This is a genomic window from Longispora urticae, from assembly GCF_053902585.1.
The window spans coordinates 85,843-104,287 of sequence record NZ_JAQZSH010000034.1; the positions used below are offsets into that span (position 1 = coordinate 85,843).

17 protein-coding genes are annotated in these 18,445 nt (G+C 73.1%); 6 read left to right on the plus strand and 11 right to left on the minus strand.

What is annotated here, in order from left to right; translation table 11 throughout:
* Window positions 1-105 precede the first annotated feature (105 nt).
* The 3 genes from PT931_RS22445 (at window position 106) to PT931_RS22455 (ending at window position 2,813) form a co-directional block, all read left to right on the plus strand.
* The gene (locus tag PT931_RS22445) at window positions 106-1,332 is read left to right on the plus strand and encodes a hypothetical protein (RefSeq protein WP_456247730.1); all 1,227 of its coding nucleotides are present in this window, start codon (window positions 106-108) and stop codon (window positions 1,330-1,332) included.
* Window positions 1,329-2,195: a hypothetical protein gene (locus PT931_RS22450; RefSeq protein WP_456247731.1), complete on the plus strand. Its 867-nt coding sequence runs from the start codon at window positions 1,329-1,331 to the stop codon at window positions 2,193-2,195. Before PT931_RS22445 ends, PT931_RS22450 begins: the two co-directional genes overlap by 4 nt.
* A 99-nt stretch (window positions 2,196-2,294) precedes the next feature.
* Window positions 2,295-2,813: a DinB family protein gene (locus tag PT931_RS22455; protein ID WP_456247732.1), complete on the plus strand. Its 519-nt coding sequence runs from the start codon at window positions 2,295-2,297 to the stop codon at window positions 2,811-2,813.
* Between the two features lie 21 nt (window positions 2,814-2,834).
* On the opposite strand, the gene PT931_RS22460 is transcribed toward PT931_RS22455, so the two are convergent.
* On the minus strand, window positions 2,835-3,971 hold the full coding sequence (locus tag PT931_RS22460) for a citrate/2-methylcitrate synthase (protein ID WP_456247733.1): 1,137 nt from the start codon (window positions 3,969-3,971) through the stop codon (window positions 2,835-2,837).
* 67 nt (window positions 3,972-4,038) lie between these two features.
* Between PT931_RS22460 and PT931_RS22465 the strand changes: the two genes are divergently transcribed.
* Entirely contained in the window at window positions 4,039-5,319 is a 1,281-nt protein-coding gene (locus PT931_RS22465; RefSeq protein WP_456247734.1) for a citrate synthase, read from the plus strand.
* Between the two features lie 35 nt (window positions 5,320-5,354).
* Here PT931_RS22465 and add read toward each other — a convergent pair whose 3' ends face one another.
* The 10 genes from add to PT931_RS22515 all read right to left on the minus strand — a co-directional run bounded on the left by add (window position 5,355) and on the right by PT931_RS22515 (window position 16,262).
* A complete protein-coding gene (gene add / locus PT931_RS22470) occupies window positions 5,355-6,323 on the minus strand; it encodes an adenosine deaminase (RefSeq protein WP_456247735.1) in 969 nt (322 codons plus the stop codon).
* Window positions 6,324-6,411: 88 nt separating this feature from the next.
* Window positions 6,412-8,424 carry a helix-turn-helix domain-containing protein gene (locus PT931_RS22475; protein ID WP_456247736.1) on the minus strand — a complete coding sequence of 671 codons (2,013 nt, stop codon included), beginning with the start codon at window positions 8,422-8,424 and terminating at the stop codon, window positions 6,412-6,414.
* Entirely contained in the window at window positions 8,409-9,152 is a 744-nt protein-coding gene (locus PT931_RS22480; protein ID WP_456247751.1) for a 3-hydroxybutyrate dehydrogenase, read from the minus strand. The genes PT931_RS22475 and PT931_RS22480 overlap by 16 nt, the downstream gene beginning before the upstream one ends.
* 121 nt (window positions 9,153-9,273) lie before the next feature.
* Window positions 9,274-10,212, minus strand: coding sequence for a branched-chain amino acid ABC transporter permease (locus tag PT931_RS22485; RefSeq protein ID WP_456247737.1), 939 nt, complete (start codon window positions 10,210-10,212; stop codon window positions 9,274-9,276).
* Entirely contained in the window at window positions 10,209-11,081 is an 873-nt protein-coding gene (locus tag PT931_RS22490) for a branched-chain amino acid ABC transporter permease (protein WP_456247738.1), read from the minus strand. Before PT931_RS22490 ends, PT931_RS22485 begins: the two co-directional genes overlap by 4 nt.
* On the minus strand, window positions 11,078-12,313 hold the full coding sequence (locus PT931_RS22495; RefSeq protein ID WP_456247739.1) for an ABC transporter substrate-binding protein: 1,236 nt from the start codon (window positions 12,311-12,313) through the stop codon (window positions 11,078-11,080). Before PT931_RS22495 ends, PT931_RS22490 begins: the two co-directional genes overlap by 4 nt.
* Window position 12,314: 1 nt before the next feature.
* Window positions 12,315-13,004, minus strand: coding sequence for an ABC transporter ATP-binding protein (locus tag PT931_RS22500; RefSeq protein ID WP_456247740.1), 690 nt, complete (start codon window positions 13,002-13,004; stop codon window positions 12,315-12,317).
* Window positions 12,988-13,746 (minus strand): ABC transporter ATP-binding protein, encoded by a 759-nt coding sequence (locus tag PT931_RS22505; protein ID WP_456247741.1) that lies wholly within the window; start codon window positions 13,744-13,746, stop codon window positions 12,988-12,990. The genes PT931_RS22500 and PT931_RS22505 overlap by 17 nt, the downstream gene beginning before the upstream one ends.
* 122 nt (window positions 13,747-13,868) lie before the next feature.
* Window positions 13,869-14,849 carry a hypothetical protein gene (locus tag PT931_RS22510; RefSeq protein ID WP_456247742.1) on the minus strand — a complete coding sequence of 327 codons (981 nt, stop codon included), beginning with the start codon at window positions 14,847-14,849 and terminating at the stop codon, window positions 13,869-13,871.
* 24 nt (window positions 14,850-14,873) lie between these two features.
* Complete coding sequence (locus PT931_RS22515; RefSeq protein WP_456247743.1) at window positions 14,874-16,262, minus strand: PucR family transcriptional regulator; 1,389 nt, start codon at window positions 16,260-16,262, stop codon at window positions 14,874-14,876.
* A 114-nt stretch (window positions 16,263-16,376) separates the two neighbouring features.
* On the opposite strand from PT931_RS22515, the gene PT931_RS22520 reads away from it, so the two are divergent.
* Together PT931_RS22520 and PT931_RS22525 are read left to right on the plus strand one after the other, a co-directional pair.
* Window positions 16,377-17,270 carry an esterase/lipase family protein gene (locus tag PT931_RS22520; RefSeq protein WP_456247744.1) on the plus strand — a complete coding sequence of 298 codons (894 nt, stop codon included), beginning with the start codon at window positions 16,377-16,379 and terminating at the stop codon, window positions 17,268-17,270.
* A gap of 241 nt (window positions 17,271-17,511) precedes the next feature.
* Window positions 17,512-18,387, plus strand: a complete 876-nt coding sequence (locus tag PT931_RS22525; protein WP_456247745.1) for a lytic polysaccharide monooxygenase auxiliary activity family 9 protein — start codon at window positions 17,512-17,514, stop codon at window positions 18,385-18,387.
* The last annotated feature ends 58 nt before the right edge of the window (window positions 18,388-18,445 follow it).

The following is an 18,445-nucleotide window of genomic DNA, read 5'->3' on the forward strand; positions in this document are numbered from 1 at the left end:
GCCTGTCCGCGAGGCGCGCCCGTGCCGAACGGCACCCCTGGCCCTCTCGAAAACCTGCCGAACGGCACATGGTGTCCCCGCCCCGGGACCGCGACGCTGGACCGCATGAGGATCAGAGAAACGTGGCCACGGTGGATCGGACACGTCACCGCCGCGGCCTCCCTGGGCTACGGGGCACTCGGTGCCGTCTGGGCTCTCGGCGGACCCGGATTCCCGTTCGGCAGGGGTGCCGCCGAGCTGGTGGCGGCTGGGGAGAACGGGCTGGCCGCTTCGCTGCTCGGGGCGGCGACCGCCCGGGTCGGCGGGCCGGTGATCACGCTGGCCGGCGTGCTGGGCGCATGCGCCGCGCTCGCCATGGCCCGGGGCTGGGGTCGCGACCGTGGCTGGACCTGGCCGCGCCTGCTGACCGGGTTCGGGTTGGTCACCGCGGTGGTGCTGGCCGTGCTCGTTCCGGACTACCGCGTGTTGGTGGTCGTCGCGTACACGCCGATCCTGGCGGTCACGTTGCCGTTCGGATTCCCCGCGGGCCAGTCGTATCTGGACCTGGTCCCGTGGCCACGGATCAACCTCATCATCATGGTGGCGCTCGGGATCGCGTGGGCGGCGACGACGGTGGCGTACCGGAGACGGGCAACCGGGACCTGCGGCAACTGCGGGCGGGGCCCCGGCGCGACGGCCGCCTGGACCACGGCGGCCTCGGCTGCCCGGTGGGGCCGGTGGGCGACGTGGATCGCGTTCGCGACCCCGTTCGTGTACGCGGCGACCCGCTGGGCCTGGGCCCTCGGCATCCCGCTGGGCATCACGGACGAGTTCCTCCGCGAGGGCCAGGAGAACGGCATGTGGATCGCCGGCGCGACCCTGGCCACGATGGGCGCGGGCGGCGCGGTCCTCACCCTGGGGCTGATCCAGGGCTGGGGCGAGGTGTTCCCCCGCTGGCTGCCAGGTCTGCGCGGCAGGAGGGTGCCGATCAGTCTGGCGACGATCCCCGCCGCGCTGGTCGCGATCCTGGTCACCGAAGCCGGCCTGATGTACGTCCGGATGGTCGCGCTCCAGGGTGTGACCGCCGACAGCTGGGCGACGACTCTGCCGGAGACGGTGTGGCCTGTGTGGGGAGTGGCGCTGGGCGCGGCGGCGCTCGCGTACCACCTGCGGCGGCGTGGTGGCTGCCGACACTGTGGGGCAGGGTTCCCGCACCAGGAGGAAGCGGGACCGGGATCCGCCGGGCTCACACTCGGAACGTCCGGGGTCACCGAACACCCCGGTACGGGGCACACCACGGTCGGCTCGAAACCGACTCCTGACCAGGTCACTCGCCGTAGGATCGGGCGATGACCTGGGGCCTGGCCGCCGCCTTGCTGGCCGCGATCTGCTACGGCGCGGCCTCCGTACTCCAGGCGATCGCGGCCCGCGACACCCCTGCGGGGGACGGTGTCGACCCGAGGCTCGTGGTCCGGGTGATGCGGCAGACCCCGTTCCTGCTCGGCCTGGGGTTGGACACGGCCGGGTTCGGGCTCCAGTTCTGGGCGCTGCGGTCCCAGCCCGTCTTCGTGGTGCAGGCAGCACTCGCCGCGAGCCTGGCCGTCACCGCGGTGGTGGCGACCGTGGCACTGCGGCTGCGACTGTCCGTTCCGCAGTGGGTGGCCGTCGCGGCCGTGTGCGGCGGGCTGGCGCTCCTGGGGCTGTCCGCCGGCGCTGAGAGCGCCCGGCCTGCGGGGTTCGCGTTCCGGATCGCGTTGCTGCCCGCCGCCGCACTCCTGGGCGTCCTCGGGTTGGCCGCGCTGCGGCTTCCCGTCCGGCTGCGGTCCGCGACGCTCGGGCTGGTCGCCGGGCTCGCGTTCGGGGTGGTGGCACTGGCCGCGCGGTCGGTGACGTCGTTCGCGCCGGGGCGGCTGATCCGGGAGCCCGCGGTGTACGCGATGGCGCTCGGCGGGGTGGTCGCGTTCCTGTACCTGACCACCGGGCTGCAACGTGGCGCCGTCACCACCGTCACCGCCGGGCTGGTCATCGGGGAGACCGTGCTGCCGTCGGTCCTCGGCGTCGCGGTGTTCGGGGACGGTACCCGGGCCGGGTTCGTGCCGGTCGCCGTCGTCGGGTTCGCCCTCGCGTTGGCGGGGTGCCTGGCGCTGGCCCGGTTCGGAAGCCTCGAGGAACCCGGTGCCCCGAGACCGGACCAACGGGCCAGCCCGCCCCCATGATTCCGTCAGGCCGGCAGGGCGTCGACAAGGCACTCGAGCTGGCCGGAACCCACCGGTATTGCGGTTGCCCGACCAGGCCACCGCCGCTACGGTCGCGCGATGGACACCGACCGGGTCGCCCCTGCGGACATGTTCCGGCTCGGCGAGCGTGACCTGCTCGTCACCGTGCTGGACAACCACCGAGCCACCCTGATGCGGAAGTGCGCCGGGCTCGCGGACGACCAGCTCCGGCTGCGGTCGGTGGCGCCGGCGACGCTCTCACTGCTCGGCCTCGTCCGGCACCTGACCGACGTGGAGGAGGGCTGGCTGGCGGAGTGGGGCGGCAGGGAGTTGGTGCTCACCTACGGGACGTACACCCCGGAGGATGGCTACGACGGCGCCGACTTCAACGAGGTCGACGCGGCGGACGTCGCTGCCGGGCTGGCGGCCTGGCAGGCCAAGGTCGACGAGTCGCGGCGGGTCGTCGGGGCCTGCGGACTCGACGAGGTCCTGCACTACGCCGACGGCGATGTGGTGTCACTGCGGTATGTGCTGGTCCACCTGATCGAGGAGTACGCCCGCCACAACGGCCACGCCGACCTGCTCCGGCAGCGCATCGACGGCGCGACCGGCGAGTAGCCCGACCCGCCGGCCGACCCTTCACCCCACCGGCACCGGCACCGGCGCCCCCACCCCCACGTACCGCGCCGCCGGCCGAATGATCTTGCTGTCCCGGGCCTGCTCCAGGATGTTCGCGCACCACCCGATCACCCTGCTCGAAGCGAACGTCGGCGTGAACATCTCCCGGGGCAGCCCGCACAGCTCCATCACCACCCCGGCGTAGAACTCCACGTTGGTGTACAGCTCCCGCCCCGGCTTCAACTCGGCGAGCAGCTCCAACACCCGGGCCTCCACCTGCACGGCGAAGTCCACCAGCGGCCCGCCGATCCCCACGGCGATGTCCCGCAGCATGAGCGACCGGGGGTCCTCGGTCCGGTACACGGGGTGGCCGAAGCCCATGATCCGCTCCCCCGCCAGGACGCGTTCCCGGATCCACGGGTCGATCCGGTCCGGGGTGCCGATCGCGTCGAGGGTGTCCAGGGCCCGGCTGGGCGCGCCGCCGTGCAGCGGACCGGACAGGGAGCCGATCGCGCCGACCAGGCACGCGACGAGGTCCGCGCCGGTCGAGGCGATCACGCGGGCGGTGAACGTGGAGGCGTTGAAGCCGTGGTCGATGGTGGAGATCAGGTACTGCTCGACGGCCCGCGCGTGCGCCGCCCCGGGCACGGTCCCGGTCAGCATGTACAGGTAGTTCGCCGCGTAGGACAGGTCCTCGCGGGGTTCGATCGGCAGCTGGCCGGCGCGGACCCGGTGCAGGGCGGTGAGCAGGGTCGGGGTCAGGGCGCAGGCGAACAGCGCGTCGGCCCGGCGGGCCTCGGGGCTGATGTCCATCAGGGGGCGGACGCCGTGCAGGGAGCCGGCGAGCGACAGCGCGGTGCGCAGGCCCTCCAGGGGGCTGGACACCCGGGCGATCGGGCCGAGGAGCGGGCGCAGGTGGTCGGGGATCCGGCGGAGCGGGGCGATCTCGGCGGCGAAGGCGGCCCGTTGTGCCGGGTCGGGCAGGTCGCCGTCGAGGAGGAGGTGCCAGACGTCCTCCAGGCTGCGGGTGCGTGCGAGTTCGATCGCCGAGTACTGCCGGTAGTGGTAGAAGCCCTCCAGGCCCCGGACGTCGCCGATCGCCGTGTCGGTCACGATCACGCCGGCCAGCCCCCGGGGGACGTCAATGCTGTGTGCCATGCCCCGACTGTCACGCACCCCGACATGAGTTGTCAATGTTGACTAGTCAATGTGAGAGGATGACGGGGTGGATCAGCTCACGACCGACCAGGCCGCCGCGCGACTGGGCGTCAAACCCGAGACGGTGTACGCGTACGTGAGCCGGGGGCTGCTGCACAGCACCCGGGCCCGGGACGGCCGGGGCAGCCTCTTCGACCCCGCTGAGGTGGAACAACTCGCCGCGCGGGGTTCGCGCAACCGGCCGGCGAAGGAGTCCGGGCCGGTGGTCCGGACGGCCCTGACCCTCATCCGGGACGGTCGGCTGCACTACCGGGGGCACGACGCGGCGGACCTCGCGCGGGCGCGTTCGTTCGAGGCGGTCGCGACGCTGCTGTGGTCGGGAACACTGGAACCGCATGCCCGATTCATCGCGCCGGACGGGTTCGTCGACCTGGCGCGGGCGGCCACCGCTCCGCTGCCCGGCGGCGTGCGGCTGACGGACCGGTTCCGGGTGATCGTGGCCGTGGCGGCGGCGGCGGATCCGGTGCGGTTCAACATCCAACCCGACGCGGTCGCCGGTACCGGGGCGGCGTTGCTGGCCACGATGGTCGACGCGCTACCGGTCCTCGCCGACGGTCCGCCGCCCGCCCCGACTACGGAGCTGGCCGCCCGCCTCTGGCCCCGCCTCACCACCCGGGCCCCGACGCCGGCCACCGTGCACGCCCTCAACGCCGCCCTGGTCCTGCTCGCCGACCACGACCTGGCCGCCTCCACCTTCGCCGCCCGGGTCGCCGCCTCCGCCCGCGCGCACCCGTACGCCGTCGTCGCCGCCGGCCTCAGCGCCTTCGACGGCCCCCTGCACGGCGCCGCCGCCACCCAGGCGCACCGGCTGCTGGCCGACGCGATCACCACCGGGGACCCCCTCGCGGTGTACTCCGAACGCCTCCGCACCGAGGGCCGCGTCGAGGGCTTCTTCTCCGGCGCGCACCCGCTGTACCCCGACGGGGACGTCCGGGCCCGCGTGCTCCTGACGCTCCTCGGCGACGTGCCGACCGCGCCGCAGGTCCGGGCCGCCGTGGACGGGTTGCTGGCCGCCGCAGGGGGACGTTCGCCCCGGTTGCCGAACATCGAGTTCGCGCTCGCGGTGCTGGCGCACGTCTGCGGGATGACGCCCGGGGCCGGGGAGGCGGTGTTCGCGCTGGCCCGGACGGCGGGGTGGATCGCGCACGCCCTGGAGGAGTACGAGGAGCCGGGGCTGCGGTTCCGCTACCAGGGCACCTACACGGGCCCGGAGCCAGCGGAGCGCGCCGGCCAACCGCTGCGGGCGCGCCGGCCGGCCAGGTCCACGGAGGACCCGTCAGCCTCGTGACCGGCGACAACCCGCAGGCAGGCCCCGCGCGACCGTCACGCGAGCCAGGCGTCGATCCCCGCCCGGACCCGCTCCTTCACCCCGTCCGGCGCGAACGACGCCCCGATCCCGTTCCGCGCCAGCTCCGCGAGCACCGCGTCGTCGTACCCGAACGCGTCGCGCACCCGCGCGTACTCCACGGCCAGCGGCGTACCGATCAAGGAGGGTATGTCGGTGTTGATCGTGACGACGAGGCCGGCGTCGCGCAGCCGGGGCAGCGGGTGCTCCGCCAGCGACGGCGCGAACCCGAGCGCCACGTTCGACGACGGGCACACCTCCAGCGCCAGCCCGCGTTCGCGCACCTCGGCGACCAGGTCCGGGTCGTCGAGGATGGTGATGCCGTGCCCGATCCGCTCGGTGCGCCCGGTCGTGACCGCCTGCCGGATGCTGTCGGGCCCGCACGCCTCGCCCGCGTGGTGCACGACGTGCACGCCCCGGTCCCGGGCGGCGGCGAACACGTCCGCGAACGGGTCGCCGGGGAACGCCTCGTCGCCGGCCAGGCCGATCGCGACCACGCCGTCGAAGCGTTCGGCCAGGTCGAGGCTGCGCCAGGCGCGGTCGACGGACCGGCGCCGGGAGTGGTCGATCAGGACCCGGGTGTCGATGCCGAAGCGTTCCCCGCCCTCGGCGAGCCCGTCGAGCACCGCGGACAGGGGCATGGTCGGGTCGCCGAGCCGGTCGCCGTGGCCGGCGGCGGTGAAGGACACCTCCGCGTAGCGCACGCCCTGGGCGGCCTCGTCCTCGCAGAACTCGACGGCGATCCGGTGGAAGTCGGCCGGCCGGCGCAGGCAGGCCCTGACCAGGTCGTTCTGGTCGAAGAAGTCCGCGAACCCGGCGAAGGCGTGGTCGCGCGGGGGCACCGGCACCCCGTTGGCGGCGCCGATCTCGGCGAGCGTCGTCCAGCGGACCGTGCTCTCCAGGTGGACGTGCAGGTGGGCCTTGGGCAGCGTGTGTAGATCCCTCACCCCCGGAACGCTATCCAATCAAGATCTAGAAACCATCGGATTATTACGGGTGGGGTGTCCCCGGCAGACCACACCTTCGGCACCGTGGCTATCCCAGGCTCCCCCGCAGCTCGTGCAGCTGCCACGCGAGTTGGATCTGGAGCACCCGGTCCGGCTGCTGCCAGTCCGCGCCGAGCAGCTGGCCGATCCGGTCCAGGCGCTGGTTCACGGTGTTGACGTGCACGTGAAGCACGCCGGCCGCGCGCGCCGGACTGCCCCCTGCCGCGAAGTACGCCGCCAGCGTCGCCCCCAGCAGCGTCGACCGCCGCCGGTCGTAGTCGAGCACGGGGCCGATCGTGTCGGCCACGAACGAACCGACGTCGCGCCCCGCGCCGAGCAGCAGTCCGACGAACCCGAGGTCCGCCGAGCCCGCGCCCTCCCCCGCCCGGCCCAGTGCCAGGAGTGCCGACACGCACCGGTTGGCCTCGGCGTACCCGCCCCGGACCGCCGCCGGGCCCGTCACCGGACCGGCCGCGCCCGCCGTGACCGGGGTGCGCAGGACCGCGCCGAGGTCGTGGGCCGCCCGACGCGCGGCGGCGCCGGGATCCTCGCCGGGCAGCAGGAGCACCTCCCTGCCGTCACGGTGGCCCGACAGCCCGCCGTGCGCGGCGGCCTCGGCGGCGGCCCAGGACGCGGCGCGGGGCCGGGCGTCGGCGGTGCCGGCGAGGACGAGGACGACGTGCGGCCGGTCGAGGTCCAGGCCGAGGCGGCGGGCCCGGTCCCGGGCGGTGCCGGGGTCGGGCCGGCTGATCAGCTCGTCGAGGAGTTCGCCGCGGACCCGGCTCTCGGCGTCGGCGGCGTTGCGCCGGGACAGCAGGAGCAGCGCGGTGACGACGGCGGCGCGTTCGAAGATCCGCTGGTCGGCCTCCGTCAGGTCGGCGGCGGAGCGCAGGGCGAGGGCGCACAGGCCCTCGGTGCCGGTACCGACGGCGGACACCCACAGGTCGCCGTCGCGGACCGCGCGGCCGAGGGACCGGGACCGGGCGACCACCTCTCCGAGGTCGTCGAGGATGCCCGGCGTCTCCCCGACGGCCGCCGGGGCGTGGGGGACGATGGCCGGGAGCGGGGCCGGGTCCTCGCGACCGGTCCATGCGTGCCGGGAGGCGTCGACGGGGTCCGACCACGTCGGCGCGCGTTGCTCCACCGGGTCCGGATCGAAGTCGCCGATCGCGACCAGTGCCCGGCCCTCGGCGTCGAGCACCGCGAGGGGTCCGCGCAGGATGCCCGCCACGGTCCGGGCGAGTTCCTCCACGTCCCCGCCGCGCAGGATCAGGTCCGCGAGCCGGTCATGGGCCTCGGCGGCGCGCTCCACGGCGTCGCTGTGCTCCCGGACGGCCGTGTTGGCGGTGCTCAGTTCGCGCAGCGCGTCCCGGGTCTCGGCGAGCAGCCGCGCGTTGTCGATCGCGACGGCGGCGTGCGCGGCCAGGGAGCTGAGCAGCGTGACCTCCTCGCGGGCGAAGGGCCGCGCGGTGCGGTTCGCGGCGTACAGGACGCCGATCACCTGCGGGCCCAGCTTCAACGGCACCCCGAGGATGGCCACGATGCCCTCCTCCCCGACGCTGGCGTCGATCTCCCCGGTGTGCCGGAAGCGCTGGTCCTCGGGGTAGTTGGCGGTCTCGTAGGGGGCGGCGAGCTGGGCGACGAGGCCGCCGAGCCCCGCGCCCATGGAGAGCCGGAGCCGCTGGAACCGCGCCGACACCGAACCGTCGGTGACCCGCATGTAGGTGTCGCCGCGTTCCGGGTCGGTCAGGGTCAGGTACGCCACGTCCGTGCCGAGGAGTTTGCGCGCCCGCCGGACGATGGCCTCCAGTACGGCGTCGGTGTCGCGGAGCGTGGCCAGGTCGGCGACGGTGTCGAACAGGGCGGACAGTTCGGCCTCGCGGGCCCGGCGGCGTTCCAGCAGGGCCCGGACCCGCAGCGCGACGGCCTTGTCCCGGTCGAGGGCGGCCAACGCGGCCACGGACGCCCCGGCGAGCCGCGCGTCGAGTCCGGGACGTTCGAACTCGACGGCCGGGGCCTCGCGGGCCAGCAGGTCGAGGAAGTGCGTCAGTGGGCTGTCCATCCGCCGTCCATGGTGATCGAGGCCCCGGTGATGTACGAGGCGGGCGGCGCGCACAGGTACGCGACGAGTTCGGCGACCTCGTCCGGTTCGATGAGCCGTTTGATGGCCGAGGGCGCGAGCATGATCCGTTCGAGCACCTCGGACTCGGGCAGCCCGTGCGCGAGGGCCTGCCCGGCGATCTGGCTGGTCACGAGCGGGGTCCGCACGTACGCGGGGTTCACGCAGTTGGAGGTCACCCCGTGCGGGGCCCCTTCGAGCGCGATCACCTTGGACAGCCCTTCGAGGGCGTGCTTGGCCGCGACGTAGCCGGACTTGAACGGGGACGCGCGCAGCCCGTGCACGGAGGAGATGTTGACGACCCGCCCCCAGCCCTGGGCGTACATGTGCGGCAGCGCGCGCCGGACGAGCCGGAACGGGGACTCCACCATGAGACGCATGATCATCGAGAACCGCTCCGGGGGGAAGTCCTCCAGGGGTGCGACATGCTGGAGCCCGGCGTTGTTGACGAGGACGTCGACCTGCCCGAGGCCCGCGTCGACCGCGTCGAGGTCGCTCAGGTCGACCACCCAGGCCCGGCCGCCGACCTCCGCCGCGGCCCGCTCGGCGGCCGGGCCGTCGCGGTCGGCGATGACGACCGTGGCCCCGGCGGCGGCCAGGCGTGCCACGCAGGCCCGGCCGATGCCGCTGGCCCCGCCGGTGACGAGGGCGGTGCGCCCGGTGAGGTCCACGCCGCCGGGCGCCGGGCCGGGGCCGGATCCGCGGGCGACCGGCGCAACGCCTCCGGTGGCGCCCGTCCCGGGGACCGCCCGGTCGAAGCCACCCGGCGTCCCGCGGCCGGGACCGGCCGGGTCACTCGGCACGACGCCTCCTCCACCCGGCCACGGTCCCCCACAGCCCCTTCCGGAACAGCAGCACGACCAGCACGAACACCGACCCGGTGACGATCCCCGGCCCGTTGAACTGCGCCGTGGACAGGTAGTCCTCCAGCTGCACGACCAGCCCGGCCCCGAGCACCCCGCCCCACAGGGTGCCGATCCCGCCGAGGACGACCATCATCACGGCCTGCCCGGAGGTGGTCCAGTGCACGCCCTGCAACGAGGCCGACCCGTGGCTGACGGCCGACACACCGCCGGCCAGCCCCGCGAGCGCCGCAGAGATCATGAAGACGACGAGTTTGTACCGGTCCACCGGGTATCCGAGCGCCCTGGCCCGCGCCGGGTTGTCCCGGATCGCGACGAGTACCCGGCCGAAGGGTGACCGGACCACCCGCCAGGCGCAGAACAGTCCGAACAGGACGACCGGCAGCCCGGCGTAGTAGAAGTAGAACGGCTCGGACAGGTCCACGCCGAACAGGTGCCGGGGGATGCCCTGCAGCCCGTTCTCGCCCTCGGTGACGGACCGCCACTGGTTGGCGACGAAGTACACCATCTGGGCGAAGGCGAGGGTGACCATCGCGAAGTAGATCCCGGTGCGCCTCACGGACAGGTAGCCGATCGGGACGGCGAGGGCCGCCGCGAACAGGGCCCCGCCGAGCACCGCGAGCGGGAACGGCACCCCGGTGTGCACGCCGAGCAGGCCGGTGGCGTAGGCGGAGGATCCCCAGAAGGCGGCGTGCCCGAAGGACAGCAGGCCGGTGTACCCGAGCAGCAGGTCCACGGCGACGGCCAGCAGCGCCCAGGTGGCGATGTCCATCGCGATCGGCGGGTAGACGAACCAGGGCAGGGCGAGCGCGAGCACCAGTCCGAGGACGAGCAGCACGGGCCGGCGGGCGACGAGGCGGAGGATCATGCCCGGGCCTCCTCTCGGCCGAACAGCCCGGACGGCCGCCACAACAGGACCACGGCCATCAGGACGAACGTGAGGATCTGGGCCAGTTCGGGGACGTAGAGCTGGCCGAGGGCCTGGAGCAGGCCGACGGCGTACCCGGCGAGGACGGAGCCGAAGATCGAGCCCAGGCCGCCGATGACGACGACCGCGAAGACGGCGATCACCATGTCGGCGCCCATCAGCGGGTTGACGGCCCGCATCGGGGCGGCGAGCACCCCGGCCAGTCCGGCGAGGGCCACGCCGAAGGCGAACACCGGGGTGACCCAGCGCCGGACGTCGACGCCGAGCGCGCCGGTCAGTTCGGGCCGCTCCGTCGACGCCCGCACGATGAGGCCGATCCGGGTCCGGGTGAGCAGCAGCCAGACCGCGAGGCAGAGCCCCACGGACACGGCGAAGGCGAAGACCTGGTAGGTGGGGTACGCGAACAGGCCCAGGTCCACGGTGCCCCTCAGCGCGTCCGGCCGGGGGTAGGGCTGCGAGGCGACGCCGTACTCGCGCTTGACCAGGTCCTGGAGGACCAGGGTGATGCCGAAGGTGAGCAGGAAGTTGTAGAGCGGGTCGAGCCCGGTGAGCCACCGGACTCCGAAGCGTTCGACGAGCATGCCGAAGAGCGCCAGCAGGAGGGGTACGAGCACCAGGGCGAGCCAGAAGTTGATCCCGGCCTCGGTGAGCAGCACGTACGCGCCGAACGCGCCGAGCATGTAGAACGCGCCGTGCGCGAAGTTCACCACGCCGAGCATCCCGAAGATGACGGCCAGGCCGAGGGCCAGCAGCCCGTAGAACGAGCCGCTGACCAGGCCGTTGAAGCACTGTTGGAGAAAGTTCGTCATGAGAAGGTGCAGCCGCTCTCGCTGACCGGCCGGAAGGCCTCGGCGGCCGGGATGGTGCGGAGGATCTTCTCGTAGTCCCAGGCCTCGGTGACGGCGCTCTTGGGCTTGACCTCGGCGAGGTACGCGTCGTGGATCACCCGGTGGTCCTCCGCGCGCACCTTGCCGCCCCGGGCGAACACGTCCTCGAAACTGTGCCCTTCGAGGGTCTTCACGACGTCGTCGGAGGTGTCGGTGCCGGCCCGCTGGGCGGCCTCCAGATACTGGAGCGCGGCCGAGTAGTTCGCGGCGTGCGCGAACGTGGGCCGGGTGTTGGTGCGCTTGAGGAACCGGTCGGCGAACGCGCGGTTCCTCGCGTCGAAGTTCCAGTACCAGGCGTCGGTGAACGTGGTGCCGGCGAACGCGTCCGGGCCGAGGGAGTGGATGTCGGTGAGGAACATCAGGCCCACGGAGAGCTTGATGCCCTTGTCGCGCAGCCCGAACTCGTTGTACTGCTTCACCAGGTTGACCAGGTCGCCGCCGGCCTGCATCGTACCCAGCACATCGGGTTTGGGGTCCATGTTCTGGGCCTTGAGCAGGAACGTGGAGAAGTTGTCGTTGGGGAACGGCGTCGGGTCCTTCACGCCCACCTTCCCGCCGGCCTTCTCCACGGCGGTGGTGAAGCTCTTCTGCATGTCCTGCCCGAACGCGTAGTCGGGGTAGACGACGTACCAGTTCTTCGCCCCCTGCCGGGTGACGGCGGTCCCGGTGCCGTTGGCCAGCATGTACGTGTCGTAGGCGTAGTGGAACGTGTACCTGTTGCACTGCTTGCCGGTCAGCTCGGTGGTGGCGGCCGTGATGTTGAAGTACAGCTTCTTCTTGTCCTTGGCGACCTTCGCCACCGCCAGCGCCGAGGCCGACTGCGGCACGTCGAGGATCACGTCCGCCCCGTTGCGGTCGTAGAGCTCCTGGGCCTTGGAACCGGCCACGTCGGACTTGTTCTGGTGGTCGGCGGTCACCACCTCGATGGTCTTCGTGACCGCCTTGGCTCCATATTTCGCCTTGAAGTCCTCCACGGCCATCCGGACGGCCTCCACGGAGTTCTTCCCGGACAGGTCGGCGTAGATGCCGGACTGGTCGTTGAGGACACCCAGCACGATCTTGTCGCCGCTGACCTTCCCGCCGGCCTCCGGCGGCCCGCCGGCACACCCCGAGAACAGGAGGGCGCCGGCGACGAGCACAGCTGTCTTCCGCATGTCAGATCCCTAGGTAGGTGAGGAGTTCGTGTTCGCGGGCCAGCACCTCGGAGTTGTCGAGGCTCTCGACCACCCGGCCCTCGGCCAGCAGGTAGTGCCGGTCGGCGACCGTCGTGGCGAAGTGCAGGTTCTGTTCGATGAGCAGCACGGTCACGCCGTGCGCCTTGACCTCGCGGAGGATGTCGCCGATCTGCCGGACCAGCAGCGGCGACAGGCCCTCGGTGGGCTCGTCGCACAGCAGCAGGCGGGCACCCGTCCGCAGGACCCGGGCCAGCGCCAGCATCTGCTGCTCGCCGCCCGACAGCTTCGTCCCCGGGAACCGGCGCCGCTCGCGCAGCACGGGGAACGTCGCGTAGATCCGGTCCAGGGACCAGGCGTCGCCGACCCTCGGGGGCAGCAGCAGGTTCTCCTCCACGGTGAGGCCCGCGTAGACGCCCCGGTCGTCGGGCACGTAACCGAGGCCCGCCCTGGCCCGCCGGTGCGGCGGGAGACCGGTGAGGGGGACCTCGCCGAGCGCGATCTCGCCCGACTGTTCCCTGTGCAGGCCCATCACGCAGCGCAGCAGGGTCGTCTTGCCGGCCCCGTTGCGGCCGACCAGGGTCACGATCTCGCCCGCGGCCACGTCGAGGGACACCCCGCGCAGGACCCGGGCCTGGCCGTAGGAGGCGTCGAGGTCACGGACGGTCAACATCGGGCTCCCCCAGGTACGCGGTGACGACCCGCGGGTCGGTGCGGACCTCGGCGTACCCGCCCTCGACCAGCACCTCCCCGTGCTGGAGGACCGTGACCCGCTCGGCGAGGCTGGCGACCACGGACATGTTGTGCTCGACCAGGACGACGGTCCGCCCGGCGCGGACCCGGCCGATCAGCTCGACGGTGCGGTCGACGTCCTCGACGCCCATCCCGGCGGTCGGCTCGTCCAGCAGCAGCACCCGGGGGTCCGAGGCCAGGGCGACGGCGAGTTCCAGGGCGCGCTTGCGGCCGTAGGACAGCTCACCGGCCACCGTCTCCGCCCCGTCGGCCAGGCCCACCTGGTCGAGCAGTTCCAGCGCGCGGGGCCGGAAGGTGTCCAGCAGCCGGTCGGAGCGCCAGAACCGCCAGCCGAGCCCGGTGGTGGCCTGCAGCGCCAGTTCGACGTGCCCGATCACGGTCAGCCGGTCGAACAGGCTGGAGATCTGGAACGACCGGGCCATGCCGAGCCGGGCGACCCGCTCGGGGGCGTAGCCGGTGACGTCGCGGCCGTCGAGTTCGATCCGGCCACCGGACGGCCGGAAGTACCCGGTGAGCAGGTTGAACAGCGTCGTCTTGCCCGCGCCGTTCGGGCCGACGAGGGCGTGCACGGAGCCCTCGGCGATGTCGAGGGTGACGTTGTGGACGGCCCGGAAGCCGCGGAACTCCTTGGACAGTCCCCTGGTCGCGATGACTGGCGGCATATGTGTTCGCACCTCCTGTGACGGCGAACACTATCGATCCGTCACAGGTATGGGCCATATGTCCGGACTACACAATCCGGGGGTTGTCCATGGGTCCTGGGCACACAGTGGACCCCGGGTCGCTAGTCCCGGGCCGGCCGGGCGCCGGGTGCCGGCGTGACCAGTTGGCTCATGCCCCAGCCGATCAGGCCCGCGACCACCACACAGCCCGCCCACACGTGCACGGACCACGCGACGCCCTCGGTCAACGCGACACCCCCGAAGTACGCCACCCAGACGAGTACCGGGAACGCCACCACGAACAGCCGGCGCGGACCGAACACCAGCAGCACGTCGGCGAGCACGGCCGCGAGCAGCGCCCCGAGGTCGGTGGCCAGCGGGTCGGCCTGCCCGGAGAACCCGACCACGAGCAGCGTCGGCACCCCCGTCACGATCGTGACCAGGCCGGGCGGCGGCGTGAGGTCGCGCAGGAACAGCAGCAGCACCCCGACCATCGTGACCGTGGCGACCAGGATGCCGGCCACCCCCAGCTGCACGCCGTGCTCGGTACCGCGCATCGTGGCCGACGCCCAGCGCGCGGTGTAGGGCAGGTCGAACTGGAGGAAGAACCACAGCATCGCCAGCACCAGCCCGGCCGACAGCGCGGCCGGGTGGTCGCCCCGACCGTCGCCCCGGAGCCGGGCCGCGCGCCACGGGCCGGCCGCGACGAGGGTGGCGCCGACCATCAGGCCCAGGTGGGTGGGGCTGAGCAGCGCCTCGGTGTTCTGCTCGACCCCGAACGCGATGTGCCAGGCCATGTCGCCCTGCCCGGCGAGCAGGAACACCAGGCAGCCGACGGCGGTCAGCCCGTAGCCGGCCGGCAGCGCGGACCGCAGCGGACCGCCGGCGGCCCGGCCGCGCAGGAACAGCACGCCCACGAACACGATGTCGACGAACATGCCCGAGTAGAGGATCGCGTGCCAGGGCGTGAAGAACGACTCCAGCTCCGGGATGTGCCAGTGCGCCCAGGCGTCGATGCACGCGCCGCCGACCAGCCAGGCGGCCAGGGCCGCGGCGACCCAGTCGAGAAGGGGGAGAGTTCGGGTCCGAGTGGGAATGGCCATCGACACTCCTTTTTGGGTACCAGGCTAGCGCCCGTCCGCCGCGTCCCGGGCCGCCAGCGCGGCGGCGATCCTCGGCAGCTCCCCGGGCTGGCTCGCGTCGAGCCCGGTCAGCGCGGCGACCTTGCGCAGCCGGTAGTCCACGGTGTTCGGGTGCACGTGCAGGTGCCGGGCGGCCCGCTGCCGGCTCAGCCCGCTCCCGACGTACGCGCGGAGCGTCGCCAGCAGTTCCGCGTCCAGCGGGCCCAGCAGGCCGGCGAGCTGGTCGCGGGCGGCGGACGGCCGGGTCAGCTGGTACTCGACGAGCAGGTCCGCGAGCTGGAACAGTCCCGACCGGCGGCCGAAGGTGCGCGCCACGCCCTGGATCTCCCGGGCGAGCACGGCCGCGTCGGCCACCTGGTGCGGTGCGGCGACGGCGGCCCCGGCCAGCACGTCCGTACCGGCGGCCCGGCCCAGTCGGGCGGCGAGCGCGACGAACCGGTTCCAGTCCGCGCCGGTCAGCGCCCCGGGCGGGGTCGCGCACGGCAGCAGGGCCACTCCCCCGTCGGCGGTGAGCATGGACAGCACGGGCTCGGCGGACTGGTGGTCGAGCTCGACCCGGACCCGGCGGACCTTGCGGCGGGCGGCGACGGCCGCGCCCGGGCCGGCCGTGACCCGCGTGTCGGCCGGGGCCCCGGCGGCGGGCGGGTCGTGCTCCTCGTCCGGGTGCGGCGCGAAGTGCAGGCTCAGGACCAGGTAGGACGCCGGTAGCCGGACCCCGGCCCTGGCCGCCGCCGGCTCGACCAGCAGCCCGTCGAGGAGCGCCGCGAGGAGCGCCTGACGGGCCGCGTGGTCGTCGGTGCGGCGGTCCGCGACGTAGCCGGCGGCGACGGCCGAGGTGACGCGTTGCAGGAACTCCAGGAGCAGCCGCTGGGTGGCGAGCAGGTCACCGACGTCGGCCGGTCCCGCGTCGCCGGCCACGTGGTCCAGGCAGATCCGCGCGCCCAGGTGGTACGCCGTGAGCACCGCGTCGATCGGCACCCCCTCCTCGGCGCGCCGGGCCGCCGACTCCCGGATCCCGGCCAGGGTCTCCGCGCTCGGCACGCCCCGGCTGCGCAGCACCTCGCCGAAGGTGCGCAGGGTGCGCTCCACGATCCGGGGGATGTCGCCGTCGAGCTCCTCGCGGGGCAGCAGGCCGTAGACGGGGACCTCGTCGACGAGCTCGGTCACGACGGCCCGGGTCATCGCGGGCACCGCGGCCAGGAACCGCTCGACGAGGGGCCGGCCGGCGATCCGGAGCGCGCCCGGTCGGCCCATCGGCGCGGTGACCTGCGGCGGGTCAGCCAACGGCCGCGCACCAGACGGTGCCGGGCCGGCGGTCGGCGCGGCGTCGACGGGTGGCTGGCCTGCGGTCGGCGGCGCGTTGTCATCGGTCACAACAACCCTCGCTCAGGTCTGGTGAGTCTCCCAGCCTCCCGCCCCGGGTCCGGACCCCATCCTGGGAGGCACAACGTTACCCACCAGTAAACATCTGAATTCCCGGAGGTAACAGTGCCCCCCACCCGCCTTCGTACCCTCCTCGCCGCTCTCGTCCTCGCCACCGGCCTGCTGGTCACGGCCGCCAACCCGGCCGCCGCCGCGGGCACGGCCGACTCCGGCACCCAGGTCGCCGACCCGCCCGGGGCCAACGACTGGTCCTGTCGGCCCAGCGCCGCGCACCCCAACCCGGTCGTGCTCGTGCACGGCACCTTCGCGAACCAGTTCGAGAACTGGCTGGTACTGGCCCCGCTGCTCAAGAGCAAGGGGTACTGCGTCTACGCCCTCACCTACGGCCTGACCCCCGACAGCTGGACCTCCACCGGCGGCGGCATCGTGCTGCCGATCGGCGGGCTCCAGCCGGTGGCCGCCTCCGCCGGGCAGCTCGCCGCGTTCGTCGACCGGGTGCGGGCGAGCACCGGGGCGGCGAAGGTGGACATCGTCGGGCACTCCCAGGGCGGCATGATGCCCCGGTACTACCTGAGGTTCCTCGGCGGGGCCGCCAAGGTCGACAAGCTCGTGGCCCTGGCGCCCAGCAACCACGGCACCACCCTGTCGGGCATCGCGAACCTGGCCGACCACTTCCCCGGCATCGCCCGGCTCGTCTACTCCGCGTGCCCGTCCTGCCAGGACCAGGTGGTCGGCTCGGCGACGCTGACGAAGCTGAACGCGGGCGGGGACACGGTGCCCGGCGTGAAGTACACGGTCATCTCCACCTGGTACGACCAGGTCGTCACGCCGTACCGGTCGCAGTTCCTGTCCGGGTCGAACGTGGCCAACCGGGTCGTGCAGGACAGCTGCCTGGTGGCGATCCCGGAGCACGTGGCGATGGCGTTCAACCCGACGGCGCTGCACCACGTGACCAACGCGCTCGACCCGGCCCGCGCGACCCCGGTGTACTGCGGGTAGCCCGGACACCGGCGCCCGACCCCCGCGCGCGGGGGCCGGGCGCTTCCGCGTACCCGTCGACGGTTTCCGCCTCCCGATCGGGGCACAACTACCCATTGCGACATCCAGATGTGTCAACTATTCCCGAACCACGGGTTGAGGAGTTATCGTCACCCCACGATGTAACTATTAGGACTCCTTCCTAATAGCGCTCGGGGAGCCCGGAAACGGCGCTCATCCCCTCACCCGAGGAGACAACTCCATGAGACGACGACACGCGATCACCCTGTCCCTCGCCGCAGCCCTGGTGGCGGCCACCCTGTTGCCCGGAGGAGTCGCCGAGGCACACGGCACCATGTCCGACCCGGCCAGCCGGGTCTACACGTGTAAGAACGAAGGCCCCGAGAGCCCGACCTCGGCGGCCTGCAAGGCGGCGGTCGCGGCCGGCGGCACCCAGGCGTTCTACGACTGGAACGAGGTGTCGCTGATCGAAGCCGGCGGCCGGCACCGCCAACTGATCCCGGACGGCAAGCTGTGCAGCGCCGGACGCGAGAAGTACCGGGGCCTGGACCTGCCCCGCAACGACTGGCCCGCCAAGCAGATCTCCGCCGGCAACCTGACGGTCACGTACCACGCGACCGCACCCCACTCCGGCAGTAACTTCGAGTTCTACATCACCCGCGAGGGCTGGAACCCCACCATGCCCCTGAAGTGGTCCGACCTGGTGCTGATCAAGAGCTTCACCAACGTCAACCCGACCACCTTCACCAGCTGGACCCTGCCGATCCCGCAGCGTTCCGGGCGGGCGCTGATCTACTCGATCTGGCAGCGGGTCCAGTACAGCCAGGAGGCGTTCTACACCTGCTCCGACGTGGACTTCGGTGGCGGACCCAACCCGTCACCGAGCCCGACGGCCAGCCCGAGGCCGACCCCCACGCCCACGGTCTCGCCCACCCCCACCCCCACCCCGACCGCGTCACCCACCGCCCAGCCGGGCGGGACGTGGAAGGCGGGCACGGCGTACAAGACGGGTGACCGGGTCACCTACAACGGTGCGAACTACCAGTGCCGGCAGCCGCACACGGCCACCGCCGGCTGGGAGCCGCCCAACGTACCGGCTCTCTGGCAGGCGGTCTGACCACCGGGTCGGGGGGGGGGGGGGGGGGGGGGGGGCGSCGGCGCGGGGGGGSGGGGGG